Below are 15,457 nucleotides of genomic sequence, written 5' to 3' on the forward strand. Positions count from 1 at the left end.
GCGGGATCACCCGACCTGGACGCGGGATCACCCGACCTGGACGCGGGATCACCCGACCTGGACGCGGGATCACCCGACCTGGACGCGGGATCACCCGACCTGGACGCGGGATCACCGGACCTGGACGCGGAGTCGCCGGGCGGGTCGTCGGGGAGGTCGCTCATGACCGTGGTCCTTCCGGGGAGGTCGACCACCATGCGGCAGCCGGAGGTGGTGTCGGCGACCCGCACCGAGCCGCCGTGCAGTTCGACGATCTCCTTGACGATGGCCAGGCCGAGTCCCGCGCCGCCCGCGTCGGCCGCCCGGGCGGCGTCCAGGCGGGAGAACCGCTCGAACACCCGGGGCCGCTCCGGCGCGGGGATGCCGGGCCCCTCGTCGGTGACGCTGAGCCGCACTCCGGAGCCCGCCGGGCGGGCCTCGAGCCGGACCGCGCCGCCGGACGGGCTGTGCCGGACGCCGTTGTCGAGCAGGTTGGCCAGCACCTGGCCGAGCAGCGCGGGGTCGGCGTGGACGCCCAGTGCGGCGGGCACCGAGCTGGACAGCGACACCTCCTCGCGCGCGAGCCGGGCCTCCCGGACGGCCTGGGCGCACAGCGGGCCCAACTCGACGGGTTCGGGCTCGATGGGCCGCGCGCCGGAGTCCAGCCGCGACAGGTCGAGCAGTTGCGCCACCAGCCGGCCGAGGCGCTCGGTCTGGGTGAGCGCCGTGCTGAGGGTGGCGTTGTCGGGCGAGGAGACGCCGTCGACGAGGTTCTCCAGCACGGCCTGCAGTCCGGTGATGGGGGTGCGCAGCTCGTGGCTGACGTTGGCCACCAGTTCACGGCGCTGCCGGTCCACCTCGCCGAGGTCGGCCGCCATGGCGTTGAACGCCCGCGCGAGCTCGCCCACCTCGTCGCGGGAGGTGGCCCTGACGCGCATGCCGTACCGCCCCTTGGCGATCGTCTGGGCGGCGGCGGCCATCTCGCGTAGCGGCCCGGTCATCCCCCGGCCGACGAGCTGCACCATTCCGAGGCTGAGGACGGCGGCGAGCCCCATGCGGACCCAGGGGACGACCCCCAGCGAGCGGCCGTACTCGTTGAGCGCGAAGGCCGTGGCCACCGCTAGCAGGATGACCAGCCCGATCTTGATCTTCACCCGGCCCAGGAAGTCGAGCGGCCTCACGACGCGCCCCCCTTTCCCCCGGGGTGCGGGCCGTTCGGCGTGGGACGGGGGCTCATGGCTTGACCAGGGCGTAGCCGACGCCGTGGACCGTCCGGACGATGCCGGAGCCGAGTTTGCGGCGCAGCGAGCGCACGTGGCTGTCCACGGTGCGGGTGGCGGCGGCCTCGGAGAAGCCCCAGATGTCCGACAGCAGCCGTTCGCGTTCGAAGACGTGCCCGGGGCGCTCGGCGAGCCGCCTGAGCAGGTCGAACTCGGTACGCGTCAGCTGCGCCTCCACTCCGCGCACGAAGACCCTGCGCTCGGCCGTGTTGATCTCCACGTCGCCCGCGCGGATCACCGTGTCCTCGTGCGCGAGCTGGGCGGCCCGCTCTACCCGGCGCAGCAGGGCGTGGATCCTGGCCATCAGCTCGCGCATGCTGAACGGCTTGGTGAGGTAGTCGTCGGCGCCGACGCCGAGGCCGACGAGCACGTCGGTCTCCTCGCCCAGCGCGGTCAGCATCAGCACCGGAACCGGCCGCGCGGCCTGCATCCGCCGGCACACCTCCAGGCCGTCGAGGCCGGGCAGCAGGCGGTCGAGCACCACGAGGTCCGGTTCGGCCTTCGCGTACGCGGCCAGCGCCTCCTCGCCGTCGTCGGCGATGCGGACGTCGAAGCCTTCGGCCATGAGCCGGCTCCGCACGGCGAGGGCGATGGTGTTGTCGTCTTCGACCACGAGGATGCGTCGCTGGTCTGTCACGGTGGGAAGCCTAGAACCCGGTCGTGCAGACTATCCGAACGCATATGTGCAGATCTGATGCAGCTTGATTAGCTTGCCCCGTGACGCGATCTTTGGATGTCTCCACCTATCTCCGCCGTATCGGCCTGGGCGGGCTCGACGGTCCGCCGAGCGTCGAATCCCTGGTGCGGCTGCACCGGGCGCACGTCGAGCGCGTGCCGTACGAGTACTTCCACATCTGGATGGACGAGCCGACCTCGGTGGAGCCGCTGGAGTCCGCCGGGCGCATCCTGCGCGGCAGGGGCGGCTACTGCTTCCATCTGAACGGCGCCCTGTCGCTGCTGCTCGCCGCGCTGGGGTACCGGGTGGCCCGGCACGTGGGCGGGGTGCAGGGCGGGGCGGACTCCCCCGTGGGCGTGACCGGCAACCACCTGGCGCTCACCGTGTCGGGGCTGCCCGCGGAGCGGTGCCCGGACGGGGTGTGGTTCGTGGACGTCGGCCTCGGTGACGCCCTTCACGAACCGCTCCCGCTCGTCGAGGGCGTCCACCGGCAGGGACCCTTCGAGTACCGCCTGCGGCCCTCGGAGGCCGAGCCGGGCGGCCTGCGGTTCGACCACGACCCGCGCGGCAGCTTCGTCGGCATGGACTTCCGCGCCGAGCCGACCGAGATGTCGGCCTTCGCCATGAAGCACCAGGAACTGTCGGCCTCGCCGCAGTCGAGCTTCCGCTCGGTGATGTCGGTGCAGCGGCGCGACGCCGCGGGCGTCGACTGCCTCCGCGGCCTGAGCCTGAGCCGCATCGGCTCGGAGGAGGGGACCTCGGTGCTGTCGGGCCGGCGCGACTACTTCGAGGCGCTGGCCGACGTCTTCGGCCTGACCTTGGACGATGTCGCCCCGGAGCGCAAGGAGCGGCTGTGGCGGCGGCTGAGCGAAGCCCACGAGAGGTGGCTCGCGAGCGCCGAGGCGCCCCGGGAGCCGGAACCGGCCGGCGGCTGAGAACCCGCCTCACCGGTCCCGGCCCACGTTTCTGCGTCCCGATAGCGCCGGACCTCGTCGAGCGGACGGGCGGAACCGACGAGGGGCCCGGGACGGACGGCGGTCCGTCTCGGGTCCCTCGCGGCCGGCGGCGGGTCCTGCGGCGCGTCACCGGCCCACCTCACCGGTCGGCCGCACTCAGCGTCGCGGCCAGTACAACAGGTCCAGCCGGTCCAGCGAATTCAGCGGGTTCAGCAGGAGAGCGGAGAGGAGCCGAAGGCGACGTCGTCGTACCAGATGGTGTCGGAGTCGCTGCCGTAGCTCTCCCAGCCCAGGCGCAGGGTCGCCGGGCGCGGAGCGGTCGTGCGGCTGAGCCACTGGGAGTCGATGTCGCGGGTGGGCGTCTGGTCCAGGTGCAGGCCGGGGACCTCCTGGTCGTCCAGGTAGGTGCTCATCGCCTGCTTGGTCGTGTCGATCTGGTAGCGCAGGCAGACCCAGCGGCCGGTGGGCAGCGGCCTGCTCTGCGAGACCCCGGTGGGGCTCTGCTCGGGCAGGGTGGCGTCGTCGGACTCGCGGTTCCACTGCAGCGCGCTGTTCTGCCCGCCGATGCGCAGGTCCTTGTTGCCGTTGGCCGAGTCCGCCATGGTGATCATGCTGACGTGCGTGGCGGGCAGGGCGGTGGTGTGCCTCACCCACATCCGCGCGTACACCACCGGGCCGATCGAGGAGACGTTCTTGGTGGTGCCCACGAAGATGTGGTTGCAGTAGTTGCCCCCGCCGCTGATCTTCAGCGACTTGCCGCCGCTGTGGGTGGTGGAGGAGTCGATCGTCGCCGTGCCGGTGCCCGAGCAGTTCGGCGTGACGACCTGCCAGTCCCCGCTCGGCGAGGAGGACGTCTGGTCCTCGAAGCCGGAGCACACCACGGCGCCGTTACAGCCGGGCGGGGGGCCCACCGTCGGCGTGGGCGTGGGGGTCGGCGTGGGCGTGGGAGTCGGCGTCGGCGTCGGCGTCGGCGTCGGCGTGACGGTGGGGGTCACGGTGGGCGTGGGGGTCGGCGTCGGGGTGGGAGTGGGCGTCGGACCGGTGCCGTTGCAGTTGACCCCGTTGAAGGTGAAGTCGGACGGGACGGGGTTGGCGGAGGCCCAGGTGCCCTGGAAGCCGAAGTCCGCCGACGCCCCGGTGGCCAGGTTGCCGTTGTAGGAGGCGTTGGCGGCGGTCACGGCGGTCCCCGACTGGGTGACCGTCGCGCTCCAGGCGTTGGACACCTTCTGGTCGCCGCCGAACACCCAGCGGAGCTGCCAGCTCGTGACCGCGGACCCGAGGTTGGTGACCTTGACCGAGGCGGTGAACCCTCCGGCCCACTGGTTCACGGTGTAGGCGACCCTGCACACGGGGTCCGCCGCCGAGGCGGCGCGGACCGGCAGCAGCATGGCGGCGACCGCGGTCACCGCGGCCAGGACCGCGAGAAGTTCCCGCCTCCCGAAGCGGCGGAAGGCGGGCCATACGGACGACGGTGGCGGCGAGGCCGGAGGGCCGGACAGGGGACCACTCATGGAACAGCTCACTTTCTGCAGGCCGCTGACAAAGTGGGAGCGCTCCCACGCGCCGGACCGGGATCGCTCCGCCGCGCTCGATCGCCGATGGTCGTCCGCTTGACCACCGCCTGTCAACGACACCGCCCTCGCCCGTTCACCGACCTCGGACGAGCCTGTGAGCCGGCTGAATCTTTCAGCTCACGTGCCCCGCGACGGGGTACGGCTCCGGGGACGCGGGCGGCGGCCGGTCACGGCGGGGATGCTCGCGTCGCGCGGGCGGCACGTACCCCGTCAGGTCGAAGTGGATGCGCCTGCGCTCCAGAACGCCGTCGCACGCGAGGCAGACCAGCACCGGCGTCAGGACCTCCCCGCAGTACCTGTGGGTGATGACCAGCCGGGCGTCCTCGGGGACCGGCAGCTCGCGCTGCGCCCACTCGGCGAGGAAGGCGAAGACCTCGAAGAAGGCCAGCCCCTTCTCGGTGAGCCGGTAGAGGCGGCAGGAGTCGGCCGTGAGCACTCCGACCTCGACGAACCGCTTGAGCCGCTCGGTGAGCACCGAGGGTGCGATGCCGAGCCGGCTCTGGAAGTCGACGAACCGTTTGACGCCGAGCAGCGCGGCGGCCAGGACCGCCGTGCTCCACCGGTCGCCGAGGATCTCCATCGAGTGCGGGCAGTAACCGACGTGGTCGCCGCCCCGCAGGGTGCGGCGATGGTGACGCGGCAGGCCGATGCGGACGAACGAGGCGCGCGGCCCGAGTTCGGTCGCGGTGTCGCGGGCGCTGACCGGACGCCGGCAGGCCCCGCACGCCAGGTAGGGGCGGGCGTCCTGGCCGCAGATGTCGTGGGTCGGGCCGAGCAGGTTGGGGCCGTCGGCCCAGTCGCGTTCCCAGCCGTGGATGGCGAGCAGGAAGGACCACAGGCGCAGGCCCGCGCCGGTCAGCCGGTACTCGTAGCGGGTTCGGCCGTCGCGGTAGGCGACGGGGGCGAGGATGCCGTGGCCGACCAGTTCCTTCAGGCGCGTGGCGAGCACGGACTCGGAGATGCCGAGCTCGTCGCGCCACCCGGCGAAGGTGCGCACGTGCAGCAGGAAGGCGCGCTGGATGATGAGCAGCACCCAGCGGTCGCCGAGCATGCCCAGGGCACGGCCGAAGGCACTGAGATCGGTGTCCGCGCCATCGGCCTCGGCGTGCAGGGCCGCGGGCCAGGGCAGCGGATTTTCGGGATGGTATCCCTTTTGGGTGATATTCACCCTAGATGCGGGATGTTGTGCGACTTTCTGGTCGATCTCGGCCGAATGAACTCCGGCCGCGACCGATAACTCCTTGGTGTTCACCGCGTCAACTCTAAGTCACATTCACCGGCTCTCCCATCGGGCCACCGATCGAGTGAGATTGCGAGCTGACTTTTTTCATCGTAGTTTCCAAGAATGGCGGTGGAGCCGATCGCGATGGCGACGGCCGCGATGGCGACGGTCGCGGACGAGGCGGGGCGGACAGGGCCCGGCGAACACCCGTCCACCTCGTCCCACGAGCCGTTCCCTCCCACGTCCGCACCACCGCCACGGAGCCGGACAGCTCCGATGATTCGACCCCATAACCGACTGATGACGCCTCCAGCACGACAGTGGTGGGGCCGGTCTTTCATGGGGTTGACTGAACGCCTCGCAAGGACGGTGGCGGGGGCGTGCCGTGCGAGGCGTCGCGGCTCCCCCGGGCGATGGCAGGAGCGTTACACATGAGGCTCAGCGTCTCCGTCGGGCTATGGCAGGATCGCCCGGCCGGCGAGGCGGTGCTCACCGCACAGATCGCGGACGAGCACGGCTATCCGGAGATATGGGTGGGGGAAATGGCGACCTACGACGCCTTCGCCCTGGCCACGGCGATCGGCGCGCGCACGCGGCGGGCCGCGCTCACCGTCGGCCCGCTGGCGGTGAACGTGCGCGACCCCATGATGATCGCGATGGGAGCCGCCTCCGTCGCCGACCTCACCGGCAGGCCGGTGGGCGTCGCGCTCGGCACCTCCACACCCGTGGTCGTGGAAGAGTGGCACGGCAGGTCCCGGTCCGGCTCCGCGGCGGCGCTCCGCGAGGCCGTCCAGGCGCTCCGGCCGCTGCTCGACGGCGAGAGGTCCGACTTCTCCGGCGCGCACGTCGCCAGCCGGGGGTACCGTCTGCGACTCGCGGCCCCGCGCTCGACGATCAGCGTCGCGGCCTTCGGCCCGGCCGCCGTGGGGGCCGCCGCGCTGGCCGACCGCATGGTGCTCAACCTGCTCACGCCGGCCTCGGCCGCCCGCCTGATCACCGACCTGCGGCTGCTCTCCCCCACGACCAGGGTCGCCGCCTGGGTCGCCGCCGCCGTGGACCCCGACCAGGCCGCCATCGAGCAGATCCGGCGCGCCCTGGTGCCCTATCTGTACGCGCCGGGCTACCGCGAGATGTTCGCCCAGGCGGGTTTCGAGGACGTCGTCGCCTACGCCCGCACCGAACCGCACCCGCGCGCGCTGCTGGCCGCCATCCCCGACGGCATGCTGGAGGCGGTCGCCCTGATCGGCGACTCTGTGGAGATCATGGACCGCCTCGACGCCTACGAGGAGGCGGGTGTGGACGAGGTGGCGCTCGTCCCAGTCAGCACCGAGAGCGACCCGTGCGGCGAGGCCACGCTGAAAGCCCTCGCCGACTGACACCACGACGCCGAAGGCTCTGCCGGCCGCGCCACCCCGACGGCTCTCACGACCGCGCCCCGGCTCCTCCGGAAACTCCCGGCCCGGACCGCGACACGCCACGGCCCCTCGCCGGCGGTGCCCGGCGGAACTCCGCCCCGGCGGCCGCTCGTTGAGGTGACGACGCAGAATGGGCGGTGGGGGCCTCCCCCGTCCGGCGAACAGAAAGGCCCGGCAATGTCGCCACTGTCGAAGTACTACGTGGGCGCGGCGATCGCCTCGATCCTCGCCCTTCTCCTGCTGCCGTCGCTGGTGGCCTGGATCCTGGTGATCGTCCTGCTGGGCGGCCCGGTGGCGGCCTACTTCATGCTGGACGAGTCCCAGCGTGCCCGGCTGCGCCGCATCCGCAGGCGCCAGATCGGCGGCTGACCACCCGGGGACCACCCCGGCCAGGGCCGCGGCCCGGCGGCATCCGCCCGGTCCGGCGGCATCCGCCCGGTCCGGCCGCGCCGCGTGACCGGACGGGCGCTCCGTCCTGTCACGCGATGGCGCTCACGCCGCCGCGACCGCCAGCTGCCGCCGCACCCGCTCGGTCACCTTGCGCTCGATCACGAAGGACAGGAACGGGATGGTGCCCGCGAGCAGCACACCCAGGGTGTACGGCCACGACCAGCGGGCCTTGAGCCCGAGGTTGAGCGCGGTCAGCAGGTACACCGCGTAGACGAAGCCGTGCACGGGGCCGACGACGGCGACGGGGGTGGCGTTGTCGAAGCCGTACTTCACGACCATGGACGCCACCAGGACGAGCAGCATGCAGCCGACGATGTAGGCCAACACCCGGAACGGTTTGAGCGCGGATTCCACGACGATCATTACCTCGCTAGCTGAGCGGTCACCACACGATATCCCGGAGGGAGGGCGGTCACTCCCGCGGGGACGCGCCCGCGGCCCGCGCGCCCGCGGCCGGAGCACCCGCGGCCGGAGCGCCCGCGGTTTCCGCCGCCGCGCCGTGCTCCCGTCCGGCCGCCGCGACACCCTCCGGTCCGGCGGCCGCGACGTCCTCCGGTCCGGCGGCGCCCGGGCCGTCCTCGCCGGAGCCGCCTTCGCCGTCCTCCTCCTCGCCGCCGGCGGCGCGTCCGGGGCGGGCCGCGCGCACCGTGTCGCGGACGAAGTGGAACCACATGAGCACCGCGAACCCCGCGAAGATCCACCACTGGGCGGCGTAGGCGAGGTTGCGCCAGGTGAAGCCGCCGCTCTCGGTGGGCGGCGGCACGGCCACCGCCCGCACGGCCGACCCGGCCCGCGGCACGGCCCCCGTCTGGTCGGTGGCCACCACGAATCCATCCCGCAGCCGGACGCCCCGCCAGAGGTTGACCAGCTCTGCCGTGGAGACCGTGGCCACCTGCCCGCCCGGCAGCGGGGCCGTCCGCCGCCGGGCGAAGTCGGTCGGCTCGGGCGGCAGGACGCGCCCGGTCACGGTCACCGCGCCGTCCGGGACGGCCGTCGCGGGGTCGGTGGGAGAGGGCACCCAGCCGCGGACGACCGGGATCACCGTCCCGTCGGCCAGCGTCAGCGGCGTGAGCAGCCAGTAGCCGTCGTCCCCGCCGGTCGCCGCGCCGCCGCCGGTCTCGACGGTGGGCGCGCGTTCGGCCACCAGCAGTTGGCGCGAGGAGTCGTAGGCGCCCTGGGCGGCGACCCGGCGGCCGCCGGCCGCGGCGGGCATGCGCCCGCCGGGGGGCACCAGCGTGGTCAGCTCGACCGGCGCCGGGTCGGCGACGGCGTGCGGCCGCCCGGACTCCTCGAACACCCCGAGCTGCCAGCGGCCGAGGAAGGCGAACGCGACGACCAGCACGATCGTGACCAGGTGCAGGCCCACGAGGCGGGGCGACAGCAGCGTCCGCAGCATGCCACCACGCTATCCGTCCGGGCCCGCGGTCCCGCCCGCCGGTCGGGCCTCCCGCCCTTGGACTGACTCCTAACTGGCATAAAGGGCGTCAAGCCATGCTGGGGATGGCTAAAGTTCCTTCCATGTCGGAACCTCAGATTGATCCTGCTGGTAACACCCAGCAGTTCAAGGCCTTCGCCCAGCGCCAGGAGCCGGAGGCCGCCGCGCCGCAGCGGTCCCGCCTGGTCCCCATCGTGGCGGCCGTGGCCGCCGTCATCGTGATCGCCGTGGTGGTCTTCCTGCTCGTGAAGTGACCACCTGACAGGTGCCTCGCGCCGTCGGCGACCGCCGTCGGCGCTTTCACCATGCCCGCGAGAGCCCGCGAGAGCCCGCGAGAGCCCCGAGCGGGGGTCTGCGTGCGGTCCCCCGAGAGCCGCGAGAGCCCGCGAGAGCACGGCCTGGCAGCCCGTATCGTGGATCGGACCACCGTGAAACGATGGACCGCGCGTCCCGGGCGGCGCTTCAATTGGATGGGTCATCCAATACCGGGTAGGGAGACGGCATGGCAGCCACAGGCCCCGCCGACGCCGACGGCACGGCGGCCAACGGCCCCGGCATCACCATCATCGGCGCCGGCTTCGCCGGGCTCTGCATGGCGATCAAGCTGAAGCAGGCCGGCTACCACGACTTCGTCGTCCTGGAGAAGGACTCCGAGCTCGGCGGCACCTGGCGGGACAACACCTACCCCGGCTGCTCCTGCGACGTCCCCTCCCCCATGTACTCCTTCTCCTTCGACCTCAACCCCGAGTGGACCCGCCTGTTCGCCCCGCAGGGGGAGATCTGGGACTACCTGCGGGCATGCGCGGAGAAGTACGGGCTCGCGCCGCACCTCCGCCTCGGCACCAAGGTCGCCGCGCTGGAGTACCAGGACCGCGAGCGCCGCTGGCTGGTGAGCACCGAGGACGGCGGGACCTTCACGACGAACGCGGTCGTCGCCGGCATGGGCGGGCTGCACGTCCCCTCCGTGCCCGAGATCCCCGGGCGCGCGTCGTTCGCCGGACCGGCCTTCCACTCGGCCCGCTGGGACCACTCGGTGGACCTGACCGGCAAGCGCGTCGCGGTCGTCGGCACCGGAGCCTCCTCGGTCCAGTTCATCCCCCAGATCGCCCCCGTGGTGGAGAATCTGAGCGTCTTCCAGCGGACGGCGCCGTGGATTCAGCCCAAACCGGACATCCCGCTGACCGAGCGGACCAGGCGCACGCTTCGCAGGTTCCCGCCGGCGGACCGCGCGCTGCGCGACGGCATCTACTGGCTGCTGGAGACCCGTGCCCTCGGGTTCGCCGTCGACCCCCGCCTGATGAAGGTCCACGAGGCCGTCGCCCGGAGGCACCTCGCCTCCCAGGTGGCCGACCCCGAGCTACGGGCCAGGCTGACGCCCGGCTACACCATCGGTTGCAAGCGCATCCTGCTGGCCAGTGACTACTACCCGGCGCTCTGCCGCGACAACGTCGAGCTGGTCACCGACCGCATCACCGAGATCCGCGACCACTCGGTCGTCGACGCCACCGGGCGCGAGCACCCCGTCGACGTGATCATCTACGGCACCGGGTTCAAGGTCGCCGAGTCGCTGGCCCAGCAGCCGATCATCGGCAGGGACGGGCTGAAGCTTCAGGACGCCTGGCGGGACGGCATCCGGGCCTATCTGGGCACCCTGACCGCCGGATTCCCCAACCTGTTCATGCTGCTCGGCCCGAACACCGGCCTCGGCCACACCTCGGTCGTCTTCATGATCGAGGCTCAGGTGCGCCTCGTCATGTCGTGCCTGCGCCTGCTCTCGGCGACCCGCGCGAGGGCTCTGGACGTGCGGCCCTCGGCCGAGCGCGCCTACAACGAGCGGCTTCAGCGGCGGCTGCGGCGCCTGGTCTGGTCCGAGGGCGGCTGCACGAGCTGGTACCTGGACGGCAAGGGCACCAACCGCGCGATCTGGCCGGGCTTCACCTTCGAGTTCTGGGCGCGCACCCGCGCCGTGAAGCCCGGCGACTTCGAGCTGATCGGCTGACCCGCGCGACCCGGCCGGCGGGTCGTGCGGGTCAGGGCCGTCAGGGCCGGGCGGGGGTGACCACCAGCGCGCTGCCTCCGCCCCTGCGGGTCGGCTCGGCGACCGCCTGGACCTTGCCCTTGCCGAGGAACTCAAGGCCGGTGGCCGCGCCGATCTCCCCCACCGGCGGCCCGGGAACGAGCGTGAAGGTGTGGCCGCGAGCGGTCAGCTCGGCCCCATAGCGGTCGATGAACGCCTGCTCCGCCTGCGTCGCGGCGGCGTTGCGCTGGCTCGCCCTCGGCGCGGCGACCGCGTCCGGCAGCGACATGCCGAACTCGTACCGGTTGACGAGGATCTGCAGCACCGTCGTGATGATCGTCGCGCCGCCCGGCGAGCCGATCGCGAGCAGAGGCCTGCCGTGCTTCAGTACGATCGTCGGCGCCATCGACGAGCGGGGCCGCTTGCCGGGGGCCGGCAGGTTCGGGTCGCCGGGGGCCGGGCCGAAGGTGAAGTCGGTCAGCTCGTTGTTGAGCAGGAACCCGCGGCCGGGGACGACGATGCCGTTGCCGCCGGTCTGCTCGATCGTGATGTTGTAGGCCGCCACGTTCCCCCAGCGGTCGGTGACCGCCAGGTGGGTGGTCTCGGGCCCCTCGGGCTTCTCGGCCTGCCCTTCGGCGCCCTTCGCGGGCGCCGGGTCGCCGCTGGGGACGGCCGTGCCCTCGAACTGGCAGCCCGCGTAGGAGCCGTCGGGCGAGCCTGGCGCGGCCGGGTTCGGCATCGCGACGTCCCCGATCAGGCAGGCCCGCTCCTTGGCGAACCCGTCGGACAGCAGCTCCTTGAGCGGCACGTCGACGTAGGCGGGGTCGCCCACGAACTTGTTGCGGTCGGCGAAGGCCAGCCGGGACGCCTCGAGGTACTCGTGCAGGCCGACCTTGGGCAGCGCCTGGAGGATCTTCAGCGCCTCGCCGACCGTCGAGCCGCCGGAGGACGGCGGCGCCATGCCGTAGACCTCCATCGGGCCGTAGCCGACCTTGGTCGGCGGGCGCTCCAGGGCGCGGTAGGCGCGAAGGTCGGACAGCTCCATCAGGCCCGGCCGCACCACCCGGGTGGACCCGGGCTTGACCGGCGGCCTCTTGACCGTGGCGACGACCTCCTCGCCGAGCCGGCCGCCGTACAGCCACTCGCCGCCCCGCCGGCCCAGCTCGCGGTACGTCGCGGCCAGGTCGGGGTTGCGGAACACCGACCCCACGGGCGGCGGGGCGCCGTTCGGCAGGTACAGGGCGGCGGTCGAGGTGAACGCGGCGAAGCGGTCGGCGTTCTGCGCCGTCTGGTCGTAGAACGTCTGGTCGACGGTGAAGCCGTTCGACGCCACGTCGACGGCCGGCTGGAGCGCCTGCTTGAGCGAGAAGGTGCCGTAGCGGCGCAGGGCCAGCTCCCACTGCGCCACGCTGCCCGGCACGCCCGCGGAAAGGCCGCTGGTCACGGCGTCGGCGAAGGGGATGGCGGCGCCGTTCTCCTGGAAGGAGGTCTCGGTCATCGCCTGGGGCGCCTTCTCGCGCCCGTCGATCGAGACGATTTTCCCGCGCCGGGCGTCGTAGTAGACCAGGAACCCGCCGCCGGCCAGACCGGCGGAGTACGGCTCGGTGACGCCGAGCGTGGCCGCCGCGGCGACCGCCGCGTCCATCGCGTTGCCGCCGCGCTTCAGCACGCTCAGCGCGGCCTTGCTGGCGTCCAGGTCGACGGTCGAGACGGCCCCGCCGTACCCTTCGGCCACCGGGACCTTGGCGGCCGGCTGCCCGTGCGGGGGCCCGCCGAGCGCGGGCGAGGCCGCGGCGACGCCGGGCGGGGCGACGAGCGCGAGGGAGGCGGCGACCCCGACGAGGGGAACGGTCATGCGGCGAAGGCTCATGGCGGACCTCATTCCTAGATCGCACCAGCATTGACTCACAGCATCACAACCGGGGTCAACAACGATCCCCTGGCCCCCGCTCGTACACCGGGCACGGTAGACACCCCTGCCACTCTGGGCGGATGCGCTGGTCAGCGGGTTGACGTACCTTTCACGGGTGCGCGCTAAAGCTCCCCATTGGGTCGATCCCATGCTGCCCCTGCTGGCCGGCATGGCGCAGATCTGGGGCACCATGGCCGCGCAGAGAGGCCAGATCCACCCCGGCGACCCGGTCACCCGCATCCCGCTCGACCCGCTCGGCTTCCTGCTGCTCTCGCTGGGGCCGCTGGCCCTGTCCGCGCGCCGCGCCCACCCGGTGCTCACACTGTGGTCGATCGTCGCGCTGACCGCCTTCTACGTGTACAGGGGCTATCCCTACGGGCCGGTGTTCCTCAGCCCGATCATCGCGATCTTCAACACCGTGCAGATGAGGCACCGGCGCTCCGCCTACCTCGCCGGCGGCGCCGTCTGGTTGTTCTTCGTCGCCTACGCCACCTGGCTGCTGCCGCACAGGGAAGGGTGGTTCCACCACGCGAGCGTGGGCGCCATCATCCTGGTGGTGCTCACCGTCGCCGAAGTGGTCCGCGGCCGCCGCGACCAGCGCGCCGAGCGCGAACGGGTGAGCGAGGAGGAGTCCAGGCGGCAGGCCAGCGAGGAGCGTCTGTCCATGGCGCAGGAACTGCACGACGTGCTCGGGCACAGCATCTCCCTCATCCACGTCCAGGCGTCCACCGCGCTGCACCTGATCGACGATCACCCTGAGCAGGCCCGCACGGCGCTCGCGACCATCAAGCAGGCCAGCAAGGACGTGCTGACCGAGATGCGCTCGCTGCTCGGCGTGCTGCGCGACGACGCTCCGCGCTCGCCCACCGCCGACCTGAGCCAGCTCGACGAGCTGATCGAGCGCAGCGGCCCCGACGTCACCAAGCGCGTCACCGGCACACCCCGGCCGCTGCCGCCCGGCGTCGAGCGCGCCGCCTACCGCATCGTCCAGGAGTCGCTCACCAACGCGACCAAGTACGCGCCCGGCGCCCCGGCGACGGTCACGCTCGCCTACGGCCACGACCGGCTCACCGTCCTGGTCGAGGACGGGGGCGCCACCGCGCCCGGCGCGCTCGCCGGGGAGGGCGGCGGCAACGGCATTCCGGGCATGCGCGAGCGCGCCACCACCCTTGGCGGCACCCTGACGGCAGGCCCGCACGGGCAGGGCTTCCGCGTCGAGGCCGTGCTCCCCATCCCGCCGGCGGCGGAAACCGACCCCTCCGAGGACACCGAGTGATCAAGATACTGCTGGCGGACGACCAGGCCCTCGTGCGCGCAGGCTTCCGCGCCCTGCTCGACGCCCAGGAAGGCATGACCGTGGTCGCCGAGGCCTCGGACGGGGCCGAGGCCGTCCGCCTGGCCGAGCGGCACGAACCCGACGTCGTGCTGATGGACATCCGCATGCCCGGCATGGACGGGCTCACCGCGACGCGGAAGATGCCCGGGGCCGTGAAGGTCATCATCCTGACGACCTTCGAGCTGGACGAGTACGTGTTCGAGGCCCTGCGCGGTGGCGCCAGCGGCTTCCTGGTCAAGGACACCGAGCCGGCCGAGCTGATCCAGGCCGTCCGCGTCGTCGCGGCGGGCGAGGCGCTGCTGTCGCCGAGCGTCACCCGGCGGCTGATCGCCGAGTACGCCTCGCGGGCCAAGGAACCCAGGACGACGGCCGGCCTGGACCAGCTCACCGAGCGCGAGCGCGAGGTGCTGACGCTGGTCGGCACCGGGATGACCAACGACGAGATCGCCGCCAAGCTCTACATGGCGCCGGCAACGGCCAAGACCCACGTCAGCCGCGCCATGATGAAGCTCGCCGCCCGCGACCGCGCCCAGCTCGTCGTCATCGCCTACGAGTCCGGCCTGGTCAAACCCGGCTGGATCTGACCTCCTGCCCCCTCCGGCGGCGCCCTGCGACGCCGGCGGTAGGCGGGTGAGCGGGTGCCGTACGACGCCGGTGGTAGGGCGGGGAAGCGTGCGCCATCGGGCGCGGTAGCGCGGGGCGCGCCCGCGGGGCGATGCCGCGCGAGGCCGCGCGGAGGAGTGTTGAGGCATCCGAACGAAACGAGGAGCGACAGATGCCGTACGCACACTGGGGACCCGGCCCGTTGTGGCCGATCATCCCGATCTTCTGGGGACTGTTCTGGGTGACGCTCGTCGTGCTGGTCTTCCGGTCGCGCAAGGGGGGCTGGACGCCGTTCGCGGGCGGCACTCCTCCGTGGGCGGCCCGCGCCGCGGCGTCCCCGACGACCTCGGCCGAGAAGATCCTGGCCGAGCGGTACGCCCGGGGCGAGCTGAGCGACGAGGAGTACTTCGAGCGCATGTCGGTACTCAAGGGCGCCGCCAGCTGACACCCGCGGGACGTCCCGCCCACCCGGCGCACCGCAGGGGGGCGGGACGTCCCGTCCACCGAGCGCACCGCACGGGGTGGGGCCTCCCGCGTCCACCCCCTGCGCGTACAGAGGAGGGAATGGGGGCAGCCCTTCCACGAGCCCGAGGAAGCCGGGG

The 15,457-nt window shown here is 72.6% G+C and carries 15 protein-coding genes; 8 read left to right on the forward strand and 7 right to left on the reverse strand.

Annotation, left to right across the window (positions count from 1 at the left end):
- Together ACWEN6_RS36800 and ACWEN6_RS36805 are read right to left on the reverse strand one after the other, a co-directional pair.
- Window positions 1-1,160, reverse strand: a 1,160-nt coding sequence (locus tag ACWEN6_RS36800) for a HAMP domain-containing sensor histidine kinase (RefSeq protein ID WP_452576619.1), incomplete at its 3' end; no start/stop codon positions are given.
- 52 nt (window positions 1,161-1,212) lie between these two features.
- On the reverse strand, window positions 1,213-1,896 hold the full coding sequence (locus ACWEN6_RS36805) for a response regulator transcription factor (protein ID WP_354836634.1): 684 nt from the start codon (window positions 1,894-1,896) through the stop codon (window positions 1,213-1,215).
- A gap of 80 nt (window positions 1,897-1,976) precedes the next feature.
- Between ACWEN6_RS36805 and ACWEN6_RS36810 the strand changes: the two genes are divergently transcribed.
- Window positions 1,977-2,870 (forward strand): arylamine N-acetyltransferase family protein, encoded by an 894-nt coding sequence (locus ACWEN6_RS36810; protein WP_452576620.1) that lies wholly within the window; start codon window positions 1,977-1,979, stop codon window positions 2,868-2,870.
- Window positions 2,871-3,100: 230 nt separating this feature from the next.
- Here ACWEN6_RS36810 and ACWEN6_RS36815 read toward each other — a convergent pair whose 3' ends face one another.
- Window positions 3,101-4,402 carry a cellulose-binding domain-containing protein gene (locus tag ACWEN6_RS36815; protein ID WP_452576621.1) on the reverse strand — a complete coding sequence of 434 codons (1,302 nt, stop codon included), beginning with the start codon at window positions 4,400-4,402 and terminating at the stop codon, window positions 3,101-3,103.
- A gap of 175 nt (window positions 4,403-4,577) precedes the next feature.
- A complete protein-coding gene (locus ACWEN6_RS36820) occupies window positions 4,578-5,633 on the reverse strand; it encodes a winged helix-turn-helix transcriptional regulator (RefSeq protein WP_452576622.1) in 1,056 nt (351 codons plus the stop codon).
- A gap of 485 nt (window positions 5,634-6,118) precedes the next feature.
- On the opposite strand from ACWEN6_RS36820, the gene ACWEN6_RS36825 reads away from it, so the two are divergent.
- Window positions 6,119-7,063, forward strand: coding sequence for an LLM class F420-dependent oxidoreductase (locus ACWEN6_RS36825; RefSeq protein ID WP_354836642.1), 945 nt, complete (start codon window positions 6,119-6,121; stop codon window positions 7,061-7,063).
- A 216-nt stretch (window positions 7,064-7,279) separates the two neighbouring features.
- A complete protein-coding gene (locus tag ACWEN6_RS36830; protein WP_354916164.1) occupies window positions 7,280-7,471 on the forward strand; it encodes a hypothetical protein in 192 nt (63 codons plus the stop codon).
- A gap of 123 nt (window positions 7,472-7,594) precedes the next feature.
- Here ACWEN6_RS36830 and ACWEN6_RS36835 read toward each other — a convergent pair whose 3' ends face one another.
- Entirely contained in the window at window positions 7,595-7,915 is a 321-nt protein-coding gene (locus ACWEN6_RS36835) for a DUF3817 domain-containing protein (protein WP_452576623.1), read from the reverse strand.
- Window positions 7,916-7,964: 49 nt separating this feature from the next.
- Window positions 7,965-8,948, reverse strand: coding sequence for an SURF1 family protein (locus tag ACWEN6_RS36840; protein ID WP_452576624.1), 984 nt, complete (start codon window positions 8,946-8,948; stop codon window positions 7,965-7,967).
- Between the two features lie 122 nt (window positions 8,949-9,070).
- On the opposite strand from ACWEN6_RS36840, the gene ACWEN6_RS36845 reads away from it, so the two are divergent.
- Window positions 9,071-9,241 carry a hypothetical protein gene (locus ACWEN6_RS36845; protein ID WP_354836650.1) on the forward strand — a complete coding sequence of 57 codons (171 nt, stop codon included), beginning with the start codon at window positions 9,071-9,073 and terminating at the stop codon, window positions 9,239-9,241.
- Between the two features lie 248 nt (window positions 9,242-9,489).
- Window positions 9,490-10,986, forward strand: coding sequence for a flavin-containing monooxygenase (locus ACWEN6_RS36850; RefSeq protein ID WP_452576625.1), 1,497 nt, complete (start codon window positions 9,490-9,492; stop codon window positions 10,984-10,986).
- A 40-nt stretch (window positions 10,987-11,026) separates the two neighbouring features.
- Here ACWEN6_RS36850 and ggt read toward each other — a convergent pair whose 3' ends face one another.
- On the reverse strand, window positions 11,027-12,859 hold the full coding sequence (gene ggt / locus ACWEN6_RS36855; RefSeq protein ID WP_452576626.1) for a gamma-glutamyltransferase: 1,833 nt from the start codon (window positions 12,857-12,859) through the stop codon (window positions 11,027-11,029).
- A gap of 205 nt (window positions 12,860-13,064) precedes the next feature.
- Between ggt and ACWEN6_RS36860 the strand changes: the two genes are divergently transcribed.
- The 3 genes from ACWEN6_RS36860 to ACWEN6_RS36870 all read left to right on the forward strand — a co-directional run bounded on the left by ACWEN6_RS36860 (window position 13,065) and on the right by ACWEN6_RS36870 (window position 15,300).
- A complete protein-coding gene (locus ACWEN6_RS36860; protein WP_452576627.1) occupies window positions 13,065-14,192 on the forward strand; it encodes a sensor histidine kinase in 1,128 nt (375 codons plus the stop codon).
- Window positions 14,189-14,836 (forward strand): response regulator, encoded by a 648-nt coding sequence (locus ACWEN6_RS36865; RefSeq protein ID WP_452576628.1) that lies wholly within the window; start codon window positions 14,189-14,191, stop codon window positions 14,834-14,836. Before ACWEN6_RS36860 ends, ACWEN6_RS36865 begins: the two co-directional genes overlap by 4 nt.
- Before the next feature lie 191 nt (window positions 14,837-15,027).
- Entirely contained in the window at window positions 15,028-15,300 is a 273-nt protein-coding gene (locus ACWEN6_RS36870; protein WP_452576629.1) for an SHOCT domain-containing protein, read from the forward strand.
- The last annotated feature ends 157 nt before the right edge of the window (window positions 15,301-15,457 follow it).

Source organism: Sphaerisporangium sp. NPDC004334, assembly GCF_053602655.1.